The sequence below is a fragment of the Pseudomonas sp. RA_15y_Pfl2_54 genome, assembly GCF_963971015.1.
Taxonomy (GTDB): Bacteria; Pseudomonadota; Gammaproteobacteria; order Pseudomonadales; family Pseudomonadaceae; genus Aquipseudomonas; species Aquipseudomonas baetica_A.
On sequence record NZ_CAXAPN010000025.1, the window covers coordinates 13431 to 35625 of the forward strand.

A 22195-nucleotide genomic window follows, 5' to 3' on the forward strand; every position below is an offset into this window, starting at 1 on the left:
AATCACCTATTCACTCAACTTACGCACCAATAGAACAACAACTATGCATCCTGAATTTCAGATAAAAAACCCCCATTTGCACTGAATGTACATGAGGTTCGGAGTCCACTTTTTTTTCTGCGATTGCAGCGGCCGCCAAGGGTGACGTCCTGAATAATCTGAGGTTCATAATGCTTGAATGTTCAATTTTCGGGCGAACTACCGACAAACGGCAGCATCACTTAACGACTCATTAATCAACAACTTCCCTGTAATGCCCACGCCAGCTAGCCTGCTTTATTCACACGCAACTTCTCAGGTTTTATTGGATCCATTCAGTGTTAACTTGACGAGACAATAGCAAGACATTCCCATTTACAACACTAACCCAATGAAATGGTCATACTTTTGAAGCGCGCAAATGAGCAATTTACAGCTATAAAAACGCCCCGATCCTGGCGGGGCGCTCTTATTACATGAATGAATCAAACCACGCCGATAAAGTCACTCGCTGTCAGCGCAACATGCCCGACCAGATCGATCTGGAAGTCAGCACCGTTGCCATTGTTGACATTGCCCTCCACATAAGTGTGATCAACACCGCTGACACTGACGTAGTGGTATTTCAATTGCGCCTGGTTGTTGAACTCACTGCCCGCGCCATTCCACTCACCGAGGAACGTGAAATCCTGGTTTCCACCAGATCCGCCGCCGGAGGTACGCGCATCTATTTGTGACAGGTCGATGTGATCCTCTCCCTGGGTAAAGTCGGTAATGACATCTCGACTCGAGATGGACGTCCCTGAATCGCCCGTAGAGGTGAACACAAACATGTCGTTACCGGTCCCGCCGGTCAAGGTGTCACGGTTCGCGCCGCCCACCAGGGTGTCGTTGCCACCACCGCCAACGAGCGTGTCGTTACCTCCAAGCCCCATCAGCACGTTGTTTGCGTTATCACCGATCAGGCTGTTGGAGCCGCTGCTGCCTGCAACGCCACCTGTTCGCCACACGCCGCGCCAGTCTGGCCGGTGAAATGGACATCCTGCGTGAGTCACTCAATTCCGCCGACGCCCAGGTCAAAGGATTGCAACGCGTCTACAACGCCCGCTCATCACAGATCGGTTTCCTCAATCAGGAACTGGTGGGCGTGCGCCAACTCGCCGCCGAAGGCTATGTACCGCGCAATCGCATGCTGGAACTGGAGCGCACCGGTTCCGACCTGAACGCCTCACAGGCCGATAACCTGAACAACATCGCCCGCGCTCGAGGCCAGGCCGCCGACATCAAGTTGCGCATCTTTCAGCGCGAGTACGACTACCGCAAAGAAGTGCAGTCGCTGCTGGCCGATGTGCAGAAGGAGAACAGCGCCCTCACCGATCGCTTGCAAGCCTTGGATTATCAAGTGCAACACACGGTCATTCGCTCGCCCATCGACGGCGTGGTTCAGGGCCTGAACGTGTCGACGGTCGGCGGGGTGATTGCGTCAGGCTTCAAGATCATGGAAATCGTCCCCGCCCATGAGCCGCTGCAAATCGACGCGATGATTCCGGTGCAAGCCATCGACCGCATGAACCCGGGGCTGCCGGTGATGATTTCGTTTCCCGCGTTCAACCATGTGCAGACGCCCAACATCCCGGGGAAGATGCTGACCATTTCTGCCGACCGCTTGATGAGCAAAGACAACAAACAACCCTATTACCTGGCGCAGATCGAAGTGACGGAGGCCGGGATGGCCATGCTGGGCAGCAATCACATTCGTGCGGGCATGCCCGCCTCGGTGACCATCAAGACCGGCGAGCGCAATATGCTGAGTTACCTGCTCAAGCCATTGCTCGACCGCGTCAATAGCGCATTCAAGGAGCAATGAAGTGGACGGCATCGGGCGGGTGATCGGGGTTGCTGCGCTGCTAGGACTGGCGCAATCGGCAACGGCACTGGACCTGCGCGAGTCGTGGAATCTGATGCAGTTTCAGGGCCCGACCTTCCTGTCTGCCGGTCACGAAAGGGATGCCGCCCAGGAAAACCGCGCCATCGGCAAATCCGGCCTGCTGCCGAAAATCGGCATCACCGCGTTCGACAACCACATCAACGGCACGTAAAAACAGCCGGACTTTTACGGCAACAGCCACACCAACGATCTGAACTACGCCTCGCGCGGTGCCACCCTGCAACTGCGCCAGCCACTGTTCAACAAACAGAAAATGGCCGAGTACCGCCAGGGCCAGTATCAGGCCGACTATGGCAACGCGGTGTTCGACAGCAAGGCACAGGATTCGGCGGTGCGCCTGGCCGGGCGTTACTTCGACGTGCTGCTGGCCCATGAAACCGCCAAACTGGCCAATGCCAAACTCAGCGCACTGAATGAGCAAGTGGCCTCGACTCAGCGCCGACGGCAGTTGGGGGACGGCACCGTGACCGATGTCGATGACGCGGTGGCCAGACGTGATCTCGCTCAGGCCGAACTGATCGAGGCCGAGGACAGCCTGGTCGTCGCCAGGCGCCAGTTGCAAGAGTACGTCGGTGAAGCACCCGACCAGATCGCCACATTGCAGGAGACCTTCCCCACCCCGCCGCTGCAGCCGGACAACCTGCAGGCGTGGATCATCCGCGCCGGCACCGACAACCCGTCGATCCGCGCCCGGCGCTTGAACGTCAACACCGCCGATGAAGAAGTGGCCAAAGCCAAGGCCGGTCACTGGCCAACCCTCGATCTGGTGCTGGGCTACACCGCCGCCGACAGCGAAACCCTGTCCACCCAGAATCAGCGCAACCGCTACACCTCGGCCGGAGTAGAGCTCAACATTCCGCTGTACAGCGGCGGATACGTCAGTGCCCGGGCCCGGCAAAGCGTCGCCACGCGAGACCAGGCGCAAGAGGATCTGAATGCAACACGCGAAGAAATCATCTCCGGCACAACCCGGGAATTTCGCGGTGTGCAAAGCGGTGAAGCGCGCATTCATGCATTGGAAAAAGCCGTCAGCTCCAGCGAGCGCTCGCTGCTGTCGTCAAAGAAAGGCTTCCTGGCAGGCAGCAGCACCAACATCGACATTCTCAACGCCCAGGAACAGATTTTCACCGCTCGTCGCGACCTGTTCGAAGCCAAGCTGCGCTACCTGCTGGCCAAGCTGCGTCTGGCGGCTGACGTCGGCGCATTGGGCGACGACGACATCGAAAGCGCCAACGCCTACCTGGGGCCTCGGCTGTCGTTCTGAACAACCCACGCCAGCCCCCGCCGCCCTCTGTTTTCGGCTGGCCGACGATTAGGCGTGGCACCACTGTTTGAGCCAACACCCCGGCTATTGACTGCGTGGTCGAAACGGTACGCCGTGACGAAAAGGGGTCAATCACTCCCCCGCACGTACCACACCGCGCTCCTCCAACAAGCGTACAAACATACTCAAACTGCGCGACACGGTGCCCCGTCGCCACACCAGCCAAGTGGTCAGGTAGCGAAAATCCGAGGCCAGCGGCCAGACACTGACCGTCGCGCTACCGGGCATGCTTTGCAGCATTTTGCGCGGCATCAGGGCCAGGCCGGCGCCGGCGCTGACGCAGGCGAGCATGCCGTGATAGGACTCCATCTCGAAGATCTTGCCGGGCACGGCAGCGTCGGTGCTGAACCATTTTTCGAAGTGATGGCGATAGGAGCAGTTGGATCGGAAGGCATAGATGTTCTCGCCATTCACATCCGCTGCGCGTTCGACCGGGGGGTGATTGAGCGGCGCAATGATGACCATTTCTTCCTCGAACGCGGGCACACCCTCCAGCGCGGGATGCAACACAGGGCCGTCGACAAAAGCGGCGGCGAGTCGACCGGACAGCACGCCTTCAATCATCGTCCCGGACGGGCCGGTGGACAGGTCCAGGTCGACTTTCGGATGAAGCTGGTTGTAGGCCGCGAGCAGTTCGGGGATTCGTACGGCGGCGGTGCTTTCCAGTGAGCCCAAGGGGAAAGCGCCCTGCGGTTCCTCACCGGCGACGGTGGCCCGTGCCTCTTGAACCAAATCAAGAATGCGCCGCGCATATTCGAGAAAACTCCACCCGGCCGGTGACAGGCGCAAGCGGCTTTTCTCGCGAATGAACAGATCAACGCCCAGATCCTGCTCAAGCTGCTTGATCCGCGTGGTCAGGTTCGACGGCACGCGATGAATCTGCGCAGCGGCGGCGCTGATGCTGCCGTGTTCGGCAACGGCTTTGAAGATTTCCAGCTGCACCAGATCCACAGTCATTCTCCAATCGTGAAAGAAACGATCTTTATTATTCAGTTTCCAGAAAACAAACACCACCCTACTCTAGGCCCATCCACTGAACACGCAGGACAACGCCATGAGCCAGATTTCCAGCCAGACCCACGCTATCTCGATCAACCCCGCCACCGGCGAGCAGATCGGCCATTACGCCTTTGAGTCCGCAGAAGCACTCGACGCCGCACTGACCCGCGCCGCTTACGGCTTCGGCAAGTGGAAACGCAAGCCACTGCAAGATCGCTCTCGCGCCCTGACCGCCCTGGCCGCTGCGCTGCGTGAAGGCGCCGAAGCCATGGCGACCATGATCACCCTGGAAATGGGCAAGCCTATCACCCAGGCCCGCGGTGAAATTGAAAAGTGCGCCAAGCTCTGCGAGTGGTACGCCGAACACGGCCCGGCCATGCTCGACGCTGAACCGACCCAGGTAGAAGGCGGCAAAGCGCGTATCGAATATCGCCCGCTCGGCCCGATCCTGGCGGTGATGCCATGGAACTTCCCGATCTGGCAAGTGCTGCGCGGCGCGGTACCGGCGCTGATCGCCGGCAACACTTATGTGCTCAAACATGCGCCGAACGTGATGGGCAGCGCCTATCTGTTGCGCGACGCTTTCACCCGTGCCGGATTTGCCGACGGCGTGTTTGAAGTGATCAACGTCACCCCCGAAGGCGTTTCCACCGCGATCGCCGACCCACGCATTGCCGCCGTCACCCTGACCGGCAGCGTCCGCGCCGGCATGGCCATCGGTGCTCAGGCCGGGGCCGCGTTGAAAAAATGCGTACTGGAACTGGGCGGCTCCGACCCGTTCATCGTGCTCAACGATGCGGATCTGGACGAAGCCGTACAAGCCGCCGTCATCGGTCGCTACCAGAACTCCGGCCAGGTCTGCGCCGCCGCCAAACGGCTGATCATCGAAGAAGGCGTCGTTGAAGAATTCACCCGCAAATTCGTCGAAGCCACACGCACGTTGAAGGTGGGCGATCCGTTGGCGGCTGACACGTACATCGGCCCGATGGCGCGATTCGATCTGCGCGACGAACTGGATCAACAAGTACGCGACACTCTCGAAGAAGGCGCGACGTTGCTGCTGGGCGGCGGCAAGTCTGAGGGTGTGGGCAACTATTACCAGCCCACCGTGCTGGCGGATGTCACCGACCGCATGACCTCGTTCAAACAGGAACTGTTCGGCCCGGTCGCCTCGATCATCACCGCCCGCGATTGTGCCCACGCCGTCGCTTTGGCGAACGACAGCGAGTTCGGCCTGACCGCTACGATCTACACCGCCAACGTACAACTGGCCCAGCAACTGACCAGCGAACTGGACACCGGCGGCGTGTTCATCAACGGTTACTCCGCCAGTGATCCACGCGTGACCTTCGGCGGCGTGAAGAAGAGTGGTTTCGGTCGCGAGCTGTCGCACTTCGGCGTGCGCGAGTTCTGCAATGCGCAGACCGTGTGGCTGGATCGCAAATAACCCGCCCCCTGCGCCGCAGTAACCTGTGGGAGCGGGTTTGCTCGCGAAGAGGCCGGTAAAGTCAGCGTAATACGTTGCTATTACGCCGACTCGCGCACCAGCAACACCCGCGTCACTCGCCGTTCCTCAACAGCCTTGACGGTCATCTGCCAGCCTTCATATTCCAGGCGATCACCAATCATCGGCAGCCGATCCAGCAAGCTCATCACCAAACCGGCAACCGTCTGATAATCCTCGGTCGGTTCGGCACCGAAACCGGTGCGCTGGCGCACGCGCGCCAGGTTCAATGCACCACTGACGATGAAGCCACCCTGCTCTTCCACCACATCTGGCCCTTCGACTTCGCTGGCATCAGGCAGCTCGCCGGCAATCGACTCGAGAATGTCGGTCATGGTCAACACCCCCACAAAATCGCCGAATTCGTTGACCACAAAGGCAATGTGGGTCGACGCGGCGCGCATCTGTTCCAGCGCATTGAGGATCGAATAGCTGTCGAGCAGGTTGATGGTCTTGCGCGCCAGGTGTTCCAGGTTTGGCTCAGTACCGGCCAGGTACTCCTTGAGCAGCTCCTTCTTGTGCACGAAGCCCAGCGGCTCATCCACCACGCCATCGCGGATCAGCGGCAGGCGCGAGTAGGACGAGTGCATCAACTTCGTGCGAATCGCATCGGCATCGTCGGCCAAATCAATGGTGTCAACGTCGGCGCGCACGGTCATCAGGCCACGGATCGGCCGTTCGGCCAATTGCAGCACGCCGCTGATCATCACCCGTTCACGTCGGTCGAACAGCTCGGCGCCTGGTGCGTCGCCATCGTCCAGCAGGTCAGAGATTTCCTCGCCGACCTCCTCCACCGCCAATTTACGTCCACCCAGCAAACGCAATACTGCATGCGCGGTGCGCTCACGCATCGGACGCAGCCCCTGCATCGAACGCTTGCGGCGAGCCCGTGCGATCTGGTTGAACACCTCGATCAGGATCGAGAAGCCAATGGCGGCGTACAGGTAGCCTTTCGGGATGTGGAAGCCCAGACCTTCAGCGGTCAAGGCAAAACCGATCATCATCAGAAAGCCCAGACACAGCATGATCACCGTCGGGTGTGCGTTGACGAAGCGTGTCAGCGGCTTGCTCGCAACAATCATCAGGCCGATGGAAATGATCACCGCGATCATCATCACCGCCAGCTCATCGACCATGCCCACCGCGGTAATCACCGCGTCCAGAGAGAACACCGCGTCGAGCACGACGATCTGCGCAACGATCGGCCAGAACAGCGCATAAGCAGTATTCGTCGAACGTTCGCCGACATGGCCTTCAAGACGCTCGTGCAACTCCATCGTGGCTTTGAACAACAGGAACACGCCACCGAACAGCATGATCAAGTCACGGCCGGAGAAGCTCTTGTCAAACACCTCGAACAACGGCTGCGTGAGCGTGACCAGCCAGGAAATACTCGCCAGCAAGCCCAGGCGCATGATCAACGCCAACGACAGACCAATAATGCGTGCACGATCACGCTGATGCGGCGGCAGTTTGTCCGCAAGGATTGCGATGAACACCAGGTTGTCGATACCCAGCACCAGTTCCAGCACGATCAAAGTCAACAAGCCTAACCAGGCCGTGGGATCCGCTAACCATTCCATAAAACGTCTCTGTCTCTCTTCAGTGAATTCAGGCTGCCGGACACGGCAAGGCGCAACGCGAAAGCTCAATGGCTGCGTTATCAACGATAGTCGGGAGTCGGAAGACTGGATACTGCGAGTGCGTCAAGACCGCGCCGTGGCGCGAGGGGAAGCTGTAACTGGGAGGTTCCGAGAGGGTGTTCATGTAAATCCTGCATGAAAAAAGGATTTGGAGCGTACAGCCTGGAGTCACTTTTCTTACAGCCTGAAATCATTTCAAAATCTGTATTTCTTGAAAAATACGTCGTTTCGAACGGCCTCAATAACAACGACTTAGCGCCCGGCAAATCGCAGGCGCGACAACTCACGCAAATCCCCTTGGACGTAATAATCGTTAGCCCAACTGTCATCCACCGCCAACGGCCGCACCTGCTTCAATGCCAGTTTCTTCGCGAAATAACGAAACCGGTAATGCTCGTAGAACCGCAGCAACTCCAACCCATAACGATCCGCCAGATTGGTATCGCCGCGAATGATCAGGTAGTTTTCGTCATTGCCGTTGCTGGCCGAGGCGCTGAGGTTATGGCTGCCGCTGATGAGGGTCGGCATGTCAGTGGTGAAGTCAGTCAACACCACTTTGGTGTGCACCAACAGATTGCCCTTCTGGCCTTTCATGTTTTCGCGTAGCCAACCCTCCAGACCGGTGTTGAGTAACGCCGTGGCGGCGAATTCGGCGCTACGATCGGCATGGAACCCGGTGATGCGGCTGGTCGTGTTTTGCAGGCCGAAGCGCAGGATGTCGTCATGGGGTTGGCCAAGCAAGGCATTGAGGATCGCGTCAGGCAACGCGAAGGCGGTGACGAACAACACGTCCTTCTTCGCCGACTCGATGATCTCGACGAACTCGCTCAAATCCGCACCGCCCGTGCGCGGCGAGAAACCGGTGAACAGCGGCTGCGTGGCGTCCATCGGGTTGTGTTCGGTGATCCACGCACGGGTCGCGCCGACATCTGCCGGTGTCGCCCAGACTTCCTCGAAGGTTTGCAGATAGCGGGTGCTGACCGCCACCTCATCGAGCACATGCACAACATTGGCCTGACGATAAACACCGTTGGCGGTGAAATTGGTGCTGCCGCACAGCACTGCCTGCGGCTGGCGTTGACCCGCGGCATCGACACGGCTGAGGACGATGAATTTGTTGTGAAAGATATTGTGGGTGACCCGCCCACGTTTACTCGTCGCCGGCAGCTTCGCAAGACTCGCCTCGTTGAGAGTGGTGTCGTCGTCATCGGGGCGGGCGTGATACAGCACTCGCACCCGCACGCCCCGTTCGAACGCAGCGTTCACGGCATCGACGATGGCTTGCAGTTGGTATTCATAAATCGCGATGTCCAGCGCCCACTCACCATCGGTGGCGCGCGCGATAAACCCCAGCAAGCGCCCGAGCAAGCCGTTTTCCAGCCATTGCCGTGCCGCATCGGGCCAGGCTTCGATGGGCATGTTCTTGTTAGCGCTAAGTTGCGCATCGAGATCGGGAAACTTGCGCTGGAAGGCCTGACTGGCGGCCACCGCGCGGTTGAAAATCACACGCTGGTTGGCCGGATGACCGTCGTCTGAAGTAATGGTCAACTCCAGCGACTCGCCCAGTTGCGGCGCATCCGGCGTGCCATAAGCCAGGTGAACGCGATAGTGAATCGTCATCCCCGGATTGACCGCGTAATCGGCCCAGCGAAATTTTTGCAGCGGCGCCTTATCGCTGGGGGTGGCGTGAAACTGCGCAAACGTGTGGGCTTTGCCGGGGAAGGTCAGGCTGTTGAAGAGAAACAGCCAAGGCTTGTCGCCCTGCTGCTTTTCGATGGCAAACCCGAGCAGGCCTTGGCGACGTGGCTCGGCGAGGTCCATTGCCAGCAGCACGCCGTTGGTGCCGGCGTAAGCCTTGACACGAAAATCGTCCTCAGGATTGGTGACCAGCATTCGCATCGCTCACTCCTTGTGATTGGGCTGGGTTGGAGCATAGAGCAGTGGTTCGAATTATGTCGGCAGATCTGAAGCCGAGTGGCCTTGTCAGCCGCTGCAGGTTTCAGAGGTCATCGATATGCCGATACTCCGCCCCCAGCGTCCCTGCCAGATCCTTCGCCCGGCCCAAACGGATCGGTCCGCGCTCGATATCGATCAACAGCCCCGGACAGTCCAGCGCCGGCAACCCGGTCCACGCCTTCAAACGCCCATCCGTCACCACCAGCAAACGCTGTTGCTCGACAGGAAAGCGCTTGCGCCGCACTGTCAGCCACTGCTGCGCCTGCGTCAACGCCGCGAGCAACGGCGTCCCGCCCCCCGCGCCCAACCCATCCAGCCAGACACGCAAACCGCTTGAGGCCTTCAACCCTTGTACCTGCCATTTGGGCACCGCACCACTGGCGGTCAGCAACGCCAGCCGCGCACGCTGGCGATAGGCGTCGTCGAACAGTTGCGCGAGCAGGCCCTTGGCATCGCTCAGTGCGTTATGACGGCGGGTCGAGGCCGAGGCATCGACGATCACCAGCCACAATTCCTGGGGTAAACGGGTGCGCAGTTGAAACAGCAGATCTTCACGTTTTTGCGGACGACCATTGAGCAACGTGCCCGGCCAGTTGACCGAGCCACTGCGAGCCGCATGACATTTACCTTGGCGTCCGTTGTCGAGTTGTCCGGCGCGGGGTCTGGCATTCGCCCCCGCGTCGGATCGGGGGCGAATGCCTACATCTTTTTTGGCCAGCTCGGCACTTCGCGACGGCTGCCGGTGGCGAGCGCTGGTGCCGGCATGTCGCCCCACTGGCCCTGCCCTTCGTCCGGGTTGGCCTGCGCGTTTGACGGCGATTGCGCGGCTTGTTGCTGAGAACTCGACGGGGCTTGTTCACGACGACGGTGGCGCAAGGCAAATTCCGCCACCGCGTCGATGTCCTCCTCGGCGATGGCCGTGGCGCCGCGCCATGCGGCATGGGCCCGGGCTGCGCGCAACCACACGAGGTCGGCACGCAGACCATCGACGCCAGCGACAAAGCAGCGCTCGGTGATTTGCGCCAGTGCCGCATCATCCAGAGGAATGCCGGCCAAGGTGCTGCGGGCGGTTTCACAGCGCTCGCGAAGGGCTTGCTGCGCGGTTTCCCACAGAGCGCAGAACGCGTGTGGGTCGCTGTCGAAATCCAGTCGCCGACGGATGATCTGACCGCGCTCGGTCGGTGCGGTGTGGCCGCTAAGGGCAACGTTCAAGCCGAAGCGGTCGAGCAGTTGCGGGCGCAACTCACCCTCCTCCGGGTTCATGGTGCCAATCAGGACGAACTTCGCCGAATGCCGATGGGAGATGCCGTCGCGCTCGATCAGGTTGGTGCCGCTGGCCGCGACGTCGAGCAGCAGATCCACCAAATGATCGGGCAAAAGGTTCACTTCATCGACGTACAGCACGCCGCCGTCAGCCTTGGCCAGCACCCCGGGGGAAAACTGAGCCCGGCCATCGCTCAGGGCCGCGTCGAGATCGAGAGTACCGACCAGACGTTCTTCGGTGGCGCCCAGCGGAAGCGTGATGAACTGGCCGCTGGCGAGCAGATCCGCAAGGCCACGGGCCAGGGTGGACTTGGCCATGCCGCGTGGGCCTTCGATCAGCACACCACCGATTTTCGGGTCGATGGCGGTGAGGCACAGGGCGAGTTTCAAATCATCGGCGCCGACCACGGCGGAGAGTGGGAAATGCGGGGTGTCGGTCATTATCAGTACTCGGTCATGGTCGGTGAAATGCTTCCACATTTGAAATGAGCTGCATCAGGTGTCTTCTTCTATGTCCAGCAGCAGATTTTCGAGAGCCTCTTTATAGGCGCCCGGCGCCTGCCACATCCCCCGCTGTTGCGCTTCGAGCATGCGCTCGGTCATGTCGCGCAGTGCGTGGGGATTATGCTCGCGAACAAAATCCCGGGTGGCCGGATCAAGCAGATAAGCATCGGCCAGCAATGCGTATTGATGATCGTCGATCAATTGCGTCGTCGCGTCGAAGGCAAACAGGTTATCCACGGTCGCCGCCATTTCAAACGCGCCTTTATAGCCGTGGCGTTTGACCCCGTCGATCCATTTCGGGTTCGCTGCCCGCGAGCGGATCACCCGGTTGAGCTCCTCCTTCAAGGTGCGGATCTTCGGCAGATCCGGCTGACTATGATCACCGTGATAACTCGCCGCTGCTTCGCCGCGCAGGCTTTCCACGGCAGCGAGCATGCCGCCCTGGAACTGGTAATAATCGTTGGAATCGAGCAAGTCGTGCTCGCGGTTGTCCTGGTTCTGCAATACCGCTTGCACCTGACTCAAACGCTGAACGAATTGTTCGCGAGCTGCGGTGCCTTCGTCGGAGCCACCATAGGCATAAGCCCCCCAGTTCACATAAACCTCGGCCAGATCCTCGCGGGTCTGCCACAGACGACCGTCGATGGCGCCCTGCACGCCTGCGCCGTAAGCGCCGGGCTTGGCCCCGAAAATACGCCAACCGGCCTGGCGCCGTGCAGCGTCTTCATCGAGGCCCGATTGCAACAGGGCTTCGCGTTCGGCGCGCACTTTGGCCGCCAAAGGATTGAGATCGTCCGGTTCATCCAGCGCTGCCACCGCTTGCACCGCCGCGTCGAACAAGCGGATCAGGTTGGCAAACGCATCGCGGAAAAACCCGGACACCCGCAGTGTCACGTCAACCCGAGGGCGATCCAGCAGACTCAGCGGCAGGATCTCGAAATCATCGACCCGCTGACTGCCCGTGGCCCACACCGGCCGCACCCCCATCAGCGCCATGGCCTGGGCGATGTCGTCGCCACCGGTACGCATGGTCGCGGTGCCCCACACCGACAGGCCGAGCTGACGCAGGTGGTCACCGTGATCCTGCAAATGTCGTTCGAGAATCAGTGTCGCGGACTGGAACCCGATGCGCCACGCGGTGGTGGTCGGCAGGTTGCGCACATCGACCGAGTAGAAGTTGCGCCCGGTCGGCAGCACGTCGAGCCGGCCTCGACTTGGCGCGCCGCTCGGGCCGGCGGGGACGAAGCGCCCGCTCAAGGCATCGAGCAGGCCGCGCATTTCCGCCGGGCCGCAGGCGTCCAGGCGCGGAGCGACCACTTCGTGCAGCGCCTGGATAATCGCATTCACGTCAGACCCACCCGGTCCCTGTGGGAGCGAGCTTGCTCGCCAAAGCGGTGTGTCAGTGCAAGCAGTGTTGGCCGACACGACACCTTCGCGAGCAAGCCCGCTCCAACAGGCGATTTGCAGTGTTTGGGAGATCAGTTCTGTGGCCAACAGTTCGAGGCGTTCGCGGGTATCGCCGGCGGTGCGCCAGACGTCATTGCTGACCTGTTGCAGTTGCTCTGGACGCGGACCAACCCACGGATCGGCCAATGCACAGTCCAACGGATCAAAACCCAGTTCAAATGCCTTGGCCAACGCCCGGAGCAGGCTCGACTGCGCACCTTTGCCGTCACCGCGTGGAATGCGCAGCAGCGCCAACAACGTATCGATGCGCAAACGCCCGGTTGGCGACTCGCCGAAGATGTGCAGGCCATCGCGGATCTGCGATTCCTTCAGATCGCACAAATAAGTGTCCAGACGCGGCAGCCAGATTGCCGCGTCGGCATCGCTGTCCAGCGCCGTGTCCAGTTGCAGTTCGCGATCAATTTGCGTGTCGCGCACCAATTGCAGAATGTCGCGCTGCAACTCACGGGCACGACGCGGATCGAGCAGTTGCGCCTCGTAATATTCGTCCGCCAACAGCTCCAGATTACGCAGCGGGCCATAGGTTTCGGCGCGGGTCAGCGGTGGCATCAGATGATCGATGATCACCGCTTGTGTACGCCGTTTGGCTTGAGCGCCCTCGCCCGGGTCATTGACGATAAACGGATAGATATTCGGCAGTGGCCCGAGCAACGCGTCCGGCCAGCAATTCTCCGAGAGCCCGACGCCTTTGCCCGGCAACCATTCGAGGTTGCCGTGCTTGCCGACGTGAATCACGCCGTGGGCGCTGTACGTGTTGCGCAGCCAGAAATAGAAGGCCAGATAACCGTGTGGCGGCACCAGATCCGGGTCGTGGTACACCGCACTCGGATCAACCTGATACCCCCGCGCCGGCTGGATGCCGATGAAGGTCAGGCCAAAGCGCAGGCCGGCGATCATCATTCGCCCGTCACGGCACATCGGGTCTTTTTGCGGCGCCCCCCAACGCTCAACCACCGCGGCACGATTGGCTTCGGGCAGCGCGTTGAACATTGTCATGTAATCGTCCATCGCCAGACTTTGCAGGCATGGACGCTGGTCAATCGTGTCGAGGTCATTGCTGACTCCACCGAGCAACTGCTGGATCAACTCAGTGCCGCTGTCCGGCAGCTCGGCGGTTATCGGATAACCCTCAGCCTGCAACGCTCGAAGAATATTCAGCGCGGCTGCCGGCGTGTCGAGGCCAACGCCGTTACCGATACGCCCGTCGCGGGTCGGGTAGTTGGCGAGGATCAGCGCAATGCGTTTCTCGGTGTTCGGTACCCGCGCGAGATCAATCCAGCGGCGCGCCAGTTCGGCGACAAAATCCATGCGCTCGGGTTGCGCCCGGTAGCAGACCACATCGGATTGGCTACGCTCGCTGCGCCAGGCCAGATCCTTGAAACTGATCGGGCGGCTGATGATGCGTCCGTCGAGTTCCGGCAACGCAATGTGCATTGCCAGGTCCCGTGGCCCGAGGCCTTGCTCGCTGTCGCGCCAGCCTGGTTCGTTGTCCTGGGCGCAGATCGCCTGGATCACCGGGATGTTGCGACGAAACGGCCGCAGATGCGGCGCTTCCGGGTTCGACTGAGCGAAACCGGTGGTGTTGAGAATCACCCCTGCCTCAACTTCATCCAGCCAATCCTCGACCATCGACAGGCAGCCGGGTTCTTTCAGACTGGCCACCGCTATAGGCAGCGGATTGAGTCCCGCTGCCTGCAAGCGCTGACAGAAAACATCGATGAACGCGGTGTTCGCCGCTTGCAAATGCGAGCGGTAAAACAGCACCGCCGCAACCGGTTGATCGGCCAGCCAATCGGCTTGTTGCCAGTCACTCAGTGCGGCGGCGTTTTTATGCGGATGGTAAATCGCTGTGCGCGGCAGGGGTTGCGGCTCGGCCCAGGCGTAATCGCGTGCGAGCCAGCGGTTGGCCAGACAATGAAAGAAATCCAGCGCATTGCCCATGCCGCCCTGTCGCAAGAACTGCCAGAGCCGGTCGCGGTCGACCGCGCCGACGGTGCTCAGCTCACTGAGTTCCGGGTCGGGGCGATCGCAGCCCGGCACCATAATCACCTGCACACCACGCTCGGCCAGCTCGACCAGACGCTCGACACCGTAGCGCCAATAGGCAATGCCACCGTGCAGCGAGATCAGAATCACCTTGGCATGGCGCAACACTTCATCGACATACAGATCGACCGAGGCGTGATTCTGCACCTGCATCGGGTTGGCCAGGCGCAGGCTCGGATAATCCTCGGGCAATTGCTGCGCCGCTTCGGCGAGCAACGCCAGGCTGGAGTCGCCGCTGCACAGGATCACCAGTTCGGCGGGGGTTTGCCCAAGGTCGGCAATGTTGTCATCCGACACGAAACCGCCGGGCTGGGTCCTGAGCAGGTGCATGGCTTAAACGCTGAGTGCGGCGCGAAGTTGCGCTTCGAGTTGAGTGGCGTCGAGTTCCTGACCGATCAGTACCAGACGGGTGACGCGCGCTTCATCGGCGCCCCACTGCCGGTCGAAATGCTTGTCGAAACGCGTGCCCACGCCTTGAATCAGCAAACGCATCGGTTTGTTCGGTATCGCCGCGAAACCCTTGACGCGCAGGATACCGTGCTGGACCACCAGTTGCGTCAGCGCATCGAGCAGCAGGCTTTCGTCGGCTTGCGGCAGTTCGATGGAGATCGAATCGAAGGCGTCGTGATCGTGGTCATCGTGGTCGTCATAACCGTCGTGGTGATGATCGTGATGGCTGTGGCGGCTGTCGATATGCTCTTCAGAGCCTGCCCCCAGACCGATCAGCACGTCCAACGGCACGCGACCGTTGCTGGCCTCGATGATCTTCACCGCTGGCGGCAGCTCTTCGGCGACTTCGAGGCGCACCCGGGCCAGATCTTCAGGGCTGGTCTGGTCGGCCTTGTTGAGGATCACCAGATCGGCGCTGGCCAGTTGGTCGGCGAACAGTTCGTGCAAGGGCGACTCGTGATCCAGGTTCGGATCGAGTTTGCGCTGGGCATCGACCTGATCCGGGAACGCAGCAAAAGTGCCAGCGGCCACGGCCGGGCTGTCGACCACGGTGATCACCGCATCAACGGTGCAGGCGCTGCGGATTTCCGGCCACTGAAAGGCTTGTACCAGCGGTTTTGGCAGGGCCAGGCCCGAAGTTTCGATGAGAATGTGGTCGAGGTCGCCGCGGCGGGCCACCAGTTCGCGCATCACCGGGAAAAACTCTTCCTGCACCGTGCAGCACAGGCAACCGTTGGCCAGTTCATAAACGCGGCCGGTGGCTTCTTCTTCGGTGCAGCCGATGGTGCACTGTTTGAGGATTTCACCGTCGATGCCCAACTCACCGAATTCATTGACGATCACCGCGATGCGACGGCCCTGTGCGTTGTCGAGCATGTGTCGCAACAACGTGGTTTTACCCGAACCGAGGAAGCCGGTGACGATGGTGACGGGGAGTTTGGCCAGTGTTTTCATCGATATGCCCTTTGGCAAGGTGGCGGGCATACGGGACGAGAACCGGCAACGCGCGTGCGCGCCGGAAGCGTTCGCCACCGGATCACCCCGCCCGGTTGTAGTGAGAAACTGTGACGAGGCAGGTCTCCTGGCTGACGGCGTTCAGGCGCTGGGCCTGGCATTCACTGCGCCTTCCCGCTGGCGCCTTGTGCAAGGGCTGGCAGTGGCGTGGCAGTGAACTTCACCGTTCACAGTTGCGGGGGCAGCCGCGGCATTGACCGCGTTCCCTTCTTAGCTTCGGCCAGTGCCGAAGAACCTCGAAAGCACAAGGCTACGCATGGCTTGCTGATGGGTCAATGTTTGGATTGGGATTGGGTTTGAGGGCATATCCAACCCATCCAATTGACTCAAATCCCCCACCCATGCTCTCCTACACAACTTGTTACGGGTGCCCTTCACAGGGTGAAACGGGAAACCGGTGAATCATGTGCTTTACTCAAGCCCATGTCAGTCCGGTGCTGCCCCCGCAACGGTAAGCGAGCGAAGCATCAGATCCACTGTGCCGATACGGCATGGGAAGGAGATGCTTGCAGGTCGGGCCCAGCGCCAACCCCTCGTGAGCCCGGAGACCGGCCCGCAACACACAGCACGCATACCTTTTGTGTCGCTGAACATAACAAACCCGCGGTGGGCGGGCGCTGTTCGAACCCCTGCGTACTCGCACGCCGGGGCTTCATGCGCTCGACTGCCTCGCTGACATTCCAGAGGGAAGCGCCATGTCGATCATCAGCAGCACCGGCAGCAACACGGACAAAATCTCCAGCACCACCACCCTGAGCCAACGCCTGACCGCCGCTGTTTTCGCGTCGATTGTGGGTGCGGGCCTCGTCTACTTCGCCGGTTTCTCGCACATCGAAGCCGTGCACAACGCCGCCCACGATACCCGCCACAGCGCTGCGTTCCCGTGCCACTGAGGCCTGCCGACATGATCAAGCGAATTGCACAAACGGCAGGTTTCAGCGGTCTGCTGGCCGCCCTGCTTCTCACTCTGCTGCAAAGCTTCTGGGTTTCGCCGCTGATTCTGCAGGCAGAAACCTTCGAGAAATCCGAACCGGTGGCACAAGTCCACGAACACGCCGCCGGCTCTGCTGCGCACACCCACGATAGCGAAGCCTGGGAGCCGGAAGATGGCTGGCAGCGCGTGGTCTCGACCACCGGCGGCAATCTGGTGGTCGCCGTGGGATTCGCCCTGATGCTCGCGGGGCTCTACACCCTGCGTGCGCCGACCAAAACCTCGCAAGGTCTGCTTTGGGGGCTGGCCGGTTACGCAACGTTCGTACTCGCCCCCACCCTTGGCCTACCGCCTGAGCTGCCGGGCACCGCTGCCGCAGATCTGGCCTCACGGCAGACGTGGTGGATCGGCACTGCCGCCTCTACTGCGGTCGGCCTCGCCCTGATAGCGTTCAGCCGTCACTGGCTGATGAAGATCCTCGGTGTGGCGATCCTTGCGGTGCCACATGTGATCGGCGCGCCACAACCACAAGTGCATTCGATGCTGGCCCCTGAAGCATTGGAAGCTCAGTTCAAAATCGCTTCGCATCTGACCAACGTGGCGTTCTGGCTGGCCCTTGGCCTGATCAGTGCGTGGTTGTTCCGCCGCAAAAGCGATGGCCAATACCACGCATGACCCGAGACAGTGCAGCGCCGACCTTAGTGGTCGGCCTGGGCTGCCAGCGCGGCTGCCCTGCCAGCACGCTGCGCGCGTTACTCGATCAGGCCTTGCAAGCGCATCGCATCGAGCTTGGAGCGGTCAAAGCCTTGGCCAGTATCGATTTGAAACGCGATGAACCCGGGCTGCAGGAACTTGCTGCACAATTGGCCTTGCCATTGCGCTACTTCAGCCGCGAAGAATTGGCCAATTACCAGCAACGGCTCAGTCACCATTCACAGATCGCCTACGAACGCACCGGTTGCTATGGAGTGGCAGAGAGCGCGGCTTTGGCGCTGGCTGAACAGTTGATTCAGGCACCGGCAAAACTGCTGATATCCCGGCAGAAATACGCTCAGGCAACATTGGCATTGGCTGGCGCTGCGTAAAATCCCGATAATCCTCGTCTTTGATCATGAGCAATCTTCATCTGAAGCATTGCCCCGCCGCGCTTTTCACAGGATTCCTACATGACCGTCTACTTCATCGGTGCCGGCCCCGGCGACCCGGAACTGATCACCGTCAAAGGCCAACGGCTGATCCGCAATTGCCCGGTGATCATCTATGCAGGTTCGTTGGTACCGGCAGCGGTGCTGGAAGGTCATCAGGCGCAGACGCTGGTCAACAGCGCTGAATTGCATCTGGAGCAGATCATCGAACTGATCAAAACCGCGCACGCCAAGGGCCAGGATGTCGCACGCGTGCATTCGGGAGATCCGAGCCTGTATGGCGCCATTGGCGAGCAGATTCGTTATTTGCGCGAGCTGGATATTCCCTTCGAGATCATCCCCGGCGTGACGGCCACCGCAGCATGCGCCGCGTTGTTAGGCGCAGAACTGACCCTGCCTGACGTGTCGCAAAGCGTCATACTGACCCGTTATGCCGACAAGACCGCCATGCCCGCAGGCGAAGAACTTGGAAGCCTGGCGCAACATGGCGCGACCATGGCGATCCATCTGGGGGTCAATCATCTGGAGAAAATCCTTGCTGAACTATTGCCGCATTACGGCGAAGACTGCCCGATAGCGGTAATTCACCGGGCGACATGGCCGGATCAGGACTGGGTGGTGGGAACGCTGGGGGATATTGCCCAGAAGGTCGCCGCCAAAGGGTTTCGGCGCACGGCGTTGATTCTGGTTGGGCGGGTGCTGGGCAGTGAGGTATTCAGTGAGTCCTCGCTGTATCGCGCCGGGCATGCGCACTTGTATCGCCCCTGAAGACATTCTTGAACATCACGCATAAAAAACGGCGCTCACGGGGCGCCGTTTTTCATGCTCGCAGCGAACACCTTAGTAATAGGCGTTTTCTTTCTGCGTATGGTCGGTCACGTCACGAACGCCTTTGAGCTCTGGAATGCGCTCGAGCAAGGTGCGCTCAATGCCTTCCTTCAGGGTGACGTCCGCTTGACCGCAACCCTGACAACCACCACCGAACTGCAGCACGGCGATGCCGTCTTCGACTACATCGATCAGGCTGACCTGACCGCCGTGGCTGGCCAGCCCCGGGTTGATCTCGGTTTGCAGGTAGTAATTGATACGTTCGTTGACCGGGCTGTCGGCGTTGACCATCGGCACTTTGGCGTTTGGCGCCTTGATGGTCAGTTGACCACCCATGCGGTCGGTGGCGTAGTCGACGACCGCGTCGTCCAGGAACGCTTCGCTGAACGAATCGATATAAGCGGTGAAGCTTTTGAGCCCCAGCGCCGTGTCTTCCGGCTTTTCTTCGCCCGGCTTGCAGTAGGCAATGCACGTTTCGGCGTACTGGGTGCCAGGCTGGGTGATGAAGACGCGGATGCCGATTCCCGGGGTGTTCTGCTTGGAGAGCAGATCGGCCAGGTAATCGTGGGCGGCGTCAGTAATGGTAATAGCGGTCATGGAAACTCCTCGCAGGCTTGGGCGCAGTTTACGCCAATCGTTGCGCCGGACAAAGTCCTAGTATTTTTGTCGGGAAAGATTCTCGACAGACTGACCTTCTGTCCGTGCCTTGAGCCAACGGTAGCCACGTTTTCCCAACCATGGGTAACTCAACCAGGAGCCGACGCCGATTACCAAAACACAGACGACAAACATCCGACAGGCATTGCGCCGCCGCTGAAGGTTGTGACAGCAGGCCCTTCTCAAAGGCAGATCAGAGATTCTCGTATCGATTCATGTCCAGCACCCCCTCTTCAACCGGATCGGTTTCGTGGAGGTACTGGCTCAAGTCGTGAAAATAGAACCAGAACTGCGGATGACTGCGGCGAATACCCCAGCGTTCGACGATTTTTTCGAAGCGGTTGGCGTCTTTGGCGTTTTCCATTGCATCGACAAACTCAGGCACTTGCTCGGCGGGAATATTGAAGATGAAGTTCGGATAACTGCTGAGCACGCCCGGGTAAAGAGTGATCGTGTCGAGGCCCGGCTGATAACGCAGCGACTCACCGAGCAAGAACGCCACGTTGCTGTGCGCGCGATTGCGCAACAGGCTATAGACCTCGCGTTTGCCACTGGCAGTTTCAATACGCAACATCGTCGCTTCCGGCAACTGGTCGATCACCTTCAACCCGGCGGCGGGGCGCGATGTCAGGCGACTGAGCGCCTGTTCGGCGTTTTGCAGCGCCGGATCGATATTCGGGCGTGAGCAATAGGCGCCCTCGCAACGGTTGATCGGGTCAGGTTGGGCGTCGAGGTCGCCATAACGCGCCAGCAACTGCATGGCGAAATCGTGTTTCGGGTCTTTCTTGTTGAGTTTCAGCGCGGTCGGCTTGTCGTCGTCGATGGACTCGTAATCCAGCCACATCTTGAACTGGCCACTGCTCTGATACCAATCGTCGAGGTAATCCTCACGGGAGTCGGCGGGCATCAGGCGCAGGAAGTTTTGCTCGGCGCCGTTACGGATCAGATCGAAATACAGGCGGGTTTGCGCCTGATGCGAAACGTTGCCGAACACATCGAAGTTGACCGCCAACTGGTAATAGGTGCGCTCCAGCAACGGATAGTCGAACAACCACATCGTCTGCGGCACCTCGCCGATCAGGCCTTTGGTGACTGAGGCGCTGTCGAAGTGGCGGAAGATGCTCAGCAACGCATTGTCGTTGCCCGCCCACAGCGTCGACCAGCTCGGCGCCGGCTGGTCGGCGTAACTGTCACGGCGCAGGGCTTCGTATTCGTTACGTTTGTTGCGGTAGTCGCGCCAGAGGCTCAGGACGCTGCCGACATCGTCGTTTTGCCCGGGCATGGCCAGCAACGGTGTGGCCTGACCACGATAGTTGGGATCGGTGATGTACAAGTCATGTTCCGGAGCCTGGAACAGCGCCCAGAAGTTGTCGCGTATAACGTCGGTCGCGATCTGCCCTCGGCACACCGGGCCACGTATAAAGGTGCGGACGAAATACTCGGCGTTATCGAGCATGAACTGATAGCGCGCCTGCGCCGGAATGGCCTCGAACGTGGCGAACGGATTGGCCCGGCTCTGCGGCCCGTAACCCGGCAAGGCGTTGACCTGCCAGTTGCCGCTGTAGAACAGGCTTTTGACCCGCGCCATTTTTGCCGCGCTCAGCGGGTAGGTGATGTGCGTTTTGTGAACGATCACGCCTTGGACCGGCCACAAGCGGTAATACACCTGAGTCCCCGGATCGTCATTCGGGCGACGAGTGGCAATCAGGTCGATGGGTTGTCCGGTTGGCGTGCGCGAACGCACCCACTGAAAGTAGTGCCCTGGCTCACCGTCCTTGAAATAGATGTGCGCCAGGAACCAGTGTTCGTACAGCCAGCGCCCGACCAGACTCTCCCGGGCTCCGGGCGTGTTGAGCAGATTTTCCCACTGGACAATCTGCATCGCTTCTTTGCTGCTGGGCGCCAGACCCTGTTCGTCAATGGGTGCGCCAGACGCCAGCCAGCGTTGCAGCGCTTGGTATTGCTGATCAGTCAGACCGGTGACCGCCAGCGGCATGCCTTCTTTCGGATGGGCACCGGCGTACGCCTCGAACTCGGCAGGCATGGTGCACATGTTTTCCCGGTTCAGGCCCAGGGCGATTTCTTCTGGCAGTCTGGCGTTCGGCGTCAACGGGGTTTTGTGCCCCAGCTCCAACATGCGGGCCATCAAAGCCGCCTGACTGCCCTGTGCATCAAGTACCGAATAGAAACCCTTTTGCTGCCAGGCGCGCTTGCCGAAAGCGTCGTAGAACAACCGGGTAGTTGGCGCCGCCTGAGTGCGCTCGCCGTCGTAGACCGGCATTTTGCTCGCGCCACGCCCGGCGCCTTCGCCGCTGCCCAGGTTGAGCTGACAAGCGGAGTCGTAGCACGCATGGCAGGCCACGCACTTCTCGGTGAAAATCGGCTGGATATCACGGGTATAAGAAAGCGCGGGATCTTGCGCCGCAGCGCCCCAGCTCAAGAACAGCAAAACGATGCTGATGACGCGGTACGACATGTCCCTGATCCCGATCCTGAAGAAAAACGCTGAGATTCTACAGTATGACGGTCGTACCAAC

At 60.3% G+C, this 22195-nt stretch carries 15 protein-coding genes, 2 pseudogenes and 2 riboswitches; of the genes and pseudogenes, 7 read left to right on the top strand and 10 right to left on the bottom strand.

Annotated elements, in window-relative coordinates; translation table 11 throughout:
- Positions 1–464 precede the first annotated feature (464 nt).
- Positions 465–1034: a M10 family metallopeptidase C-terminal domain-containing protein gene (locus AACY50_RS18370; protein WP_445261494.1), complete on the bottom strand. Its 570-nt coding sequence runs from the start codon at positions 1032–1034 to the stop codon at positions 465–467.
- Here AACY50_RS18370 and AACY50_RS18375 point away from each other — a divergent pair.
- Both AACY50_RS18375 and AACY50_RS18380 read left to right on the top strand, forming a co-directional pair.
- A pseudogene (locus AACY50_RS18375) lies at positions 965–1846 on the top strand (HlyD family type I secretion periplasmic adaptor subunit); the annotation flags it as partial. The gene AACY50_RS18370 and the pseudogene AACY50_RS18375 sit on opposite strands and share 70 nt — an antisense overlap.
- A gap of 10 nt (positions 1847–1856) precedes the next feature.
- A pseudogene (locus AACY50_RS18380) lies at positions 1857–3191 on the top strand (TolC family outer membrane protein).
- Between the two features lie 132 nt (positions 3192–3323).
- Here the strand turns inward: AACY50_RS18380 and ptrR are convergent.
- Positions 3324–4202: a putrescine utilization regulator PtrR gene (gene ptrR / locus AACY50_RS18385; protein WP_339538984.1), complete on the bottom strand. Its 879-nt coding sequence runs from the start codon at positions 4200–4202 to the stop codon at positions 3324–3326.
- Between the two features lie 103 nt (positions 4203–4305).
- Between ptrR and AACY50_RS18390 the strand changes: the two genes are divergently transcribed.
- Positions 4306–5697: an aldehyde dehydrogenase family protein gene (locus AACY50_RS18390; RefSeq protein WP_339538958.1), complete on the top strand. Its 1392-nt coding sequence runs from the start codon at positions 4306–4308 to the stop codon at positions 5695–5697.
- An 80-nt stretch (positions 5698–5777) separates the two neighbouring features.
- Here the strand turns inward: AACY50_RS18390 and AACY50_RS18395 are convergent, their stop codons facing one another.
- The 6 genes from AACY50_RS18395 to cobW form a co-directional block, all read right to left on the bottom strand.
- Positions 5778–7337 (bottom strand): TerC family protein, encoded by a 1560-nt coding sequence (locus tag AACY50_RS18395; protein ID WP_339432935.1) that lies wholly within the window; start codon positions 7335–7337, stop codon positions 5778–5780.
- Between the two features lie 312 nt (positions 7338–7649).
- Positions 7650–9296 carry a phospholipase D-like domain-containing protein gene (locus tag AACY50_RS18400; RefSeq protein WP_339538959.1) on the bottom strand — a complete coding sequence of 549 codons (1647 nt, stop codon included), beginning with the start codon at positions 9294–9296 and terminating at the stop codon, positions 7650–7652.
- A gap of 100 nt (positions 9297–9396) precedes the next feature.
- Positions 9397–10128, bottom strand: a complete 732-nt coding sequence (locus tag AACY50_RS18405; RefSeq protein WP_339538960.1) for a vWA domain-containing protein — start codon at positions 10126–10128, stop codon at positions 9397–9399.
- On the bottom strand, positions 10053–11057 hold the full coding sequence (locus AACY50_RS18410) for an ATP-binding protein (RefSeq protein WP_339538961.1): 1005 nt from the start codon (positions 11055–11057) through the stop codon (positions 10053–10055). Before AACY50_RS18410 ends, AACY50_RS18405 begins: the two co-directional genes overlap by 76 nt.
- 54 nt (positions 11058–11111) lie before the next feature.
- Positions 11112–14963, bottom strand: coding sequence for a cobaltochelatase subunit CobN (gene cobN, locus AACY50_RS18415; protein WP_339538962.1), 3852 nt, complete (start codon positions 14961–14963; stop codon positions 11112–11114).
- A gap of 3 nt (positions 14964–14966) precedes the next feature.
- On the bottom strand, positions 14967–16037 hold the full coding sequence (cobW, locus tag AACY50_RS18420; protein ID WP_339538963.1) for a cobalamin biosynthesis protein CobW: 1071 nt from the start codon (positions 16035–16037) through the stop codon (positions 14967–14969).
- Between the two features lie 100 nt (positions 16038–16137).
- Positions 16138–16351: riboswitch (cobalamin riboswitch) on the bottom strand.
- A 94-nt stretch (positions 16352–16445) separates the two neighbouring features.
- A riboswitch (cobalamin riboswitch) is annotated at positions 16446–16668 on the top strand.
- 124 nt (positions 16669–16792) lie between these two features.
- Between cobW and AACY50_RS18425 the strand changes: the two genes are divergently transcribed.
- From AACY50_RS18425 to cobM, 4 genes are all read left to right on the top strand, one after another.
- On the top strand, positions 16793–16990 hold the full coding sequence (locus AACY50_RS18425; protein ID WP_339432929.1) for a CbtB domain-containing protein: 198 nt from the start codon (positions 16793–16795) through the stop codon (positions 16988–16990).
- Positions 16991–17001: 11 nt separating this feature from the next.
- Positions 17002–17703, top strand: a complete 702-nt coding sequence (locus AACY50_RS18430; RefSeq protein WP_339538964.1) for a CbtA family protein — start codon at positions 17002–17004, stop codon at positions 17701–17703.
- Positions 17700–18113: a cobalamin biosynthesis protein gene (locus AACY50_RS18435; RefSeq protein WP_339432927.1), complete on the top strand. Its 414-nt coding sequence runs from the start codon at positions 17700–17702 to the stop codon at positions 18111–18113. Before AACY50_RS18430 ends, AACY50_RS18435 begins: the two co-directional genes overlap by 4 nt.
- 81 nt (positions 18114–18194) lie before the next feature.
- Positions 18195–18941: a precorrin-4 C(11)-methyltransferase gene (cobM, locus tag AACY50_RS18440; RefSeq protein WP_339432926.1), complete on the top strand. Its 747-nt coding sequence runs from the start codon at positions 18195–18197 to the stop codon at positions 18939–18941.
- Between the two features lie 72 nt (positions 18942–19013).
- Here cobM and nfuA read toward each other — a convergent pair whose 3' ends face one another.
- The gene (gene nfuA, locus AACY50_RS18445; RefSeq protein WP_003225494.1) at positions 19014–19598 is read right to left on the bottom strand and encodes a Fe-S biogenesis protein NfuA; all 585 of its coding nucleotides are present in this window, start codon (positions 19596–19598) and stop codon (positions 19014–19016) included.
- A 253-nt stretch (positions 19599–19851) separates the two neighbouring features.
- Positions 19852–22134 (bottom strand): fatty acid cis/trans isomerase, encoded by a 2283-nt coding sequence (locus tag AACY50_RS18450; protein WP_339538965.1) that lies wholly within the window; start codon positions 22132–22134, stop codon positions 19852–19854.
- Between the last annotated feature and the right edge of the window lie 61 nt (positions 22135–22195).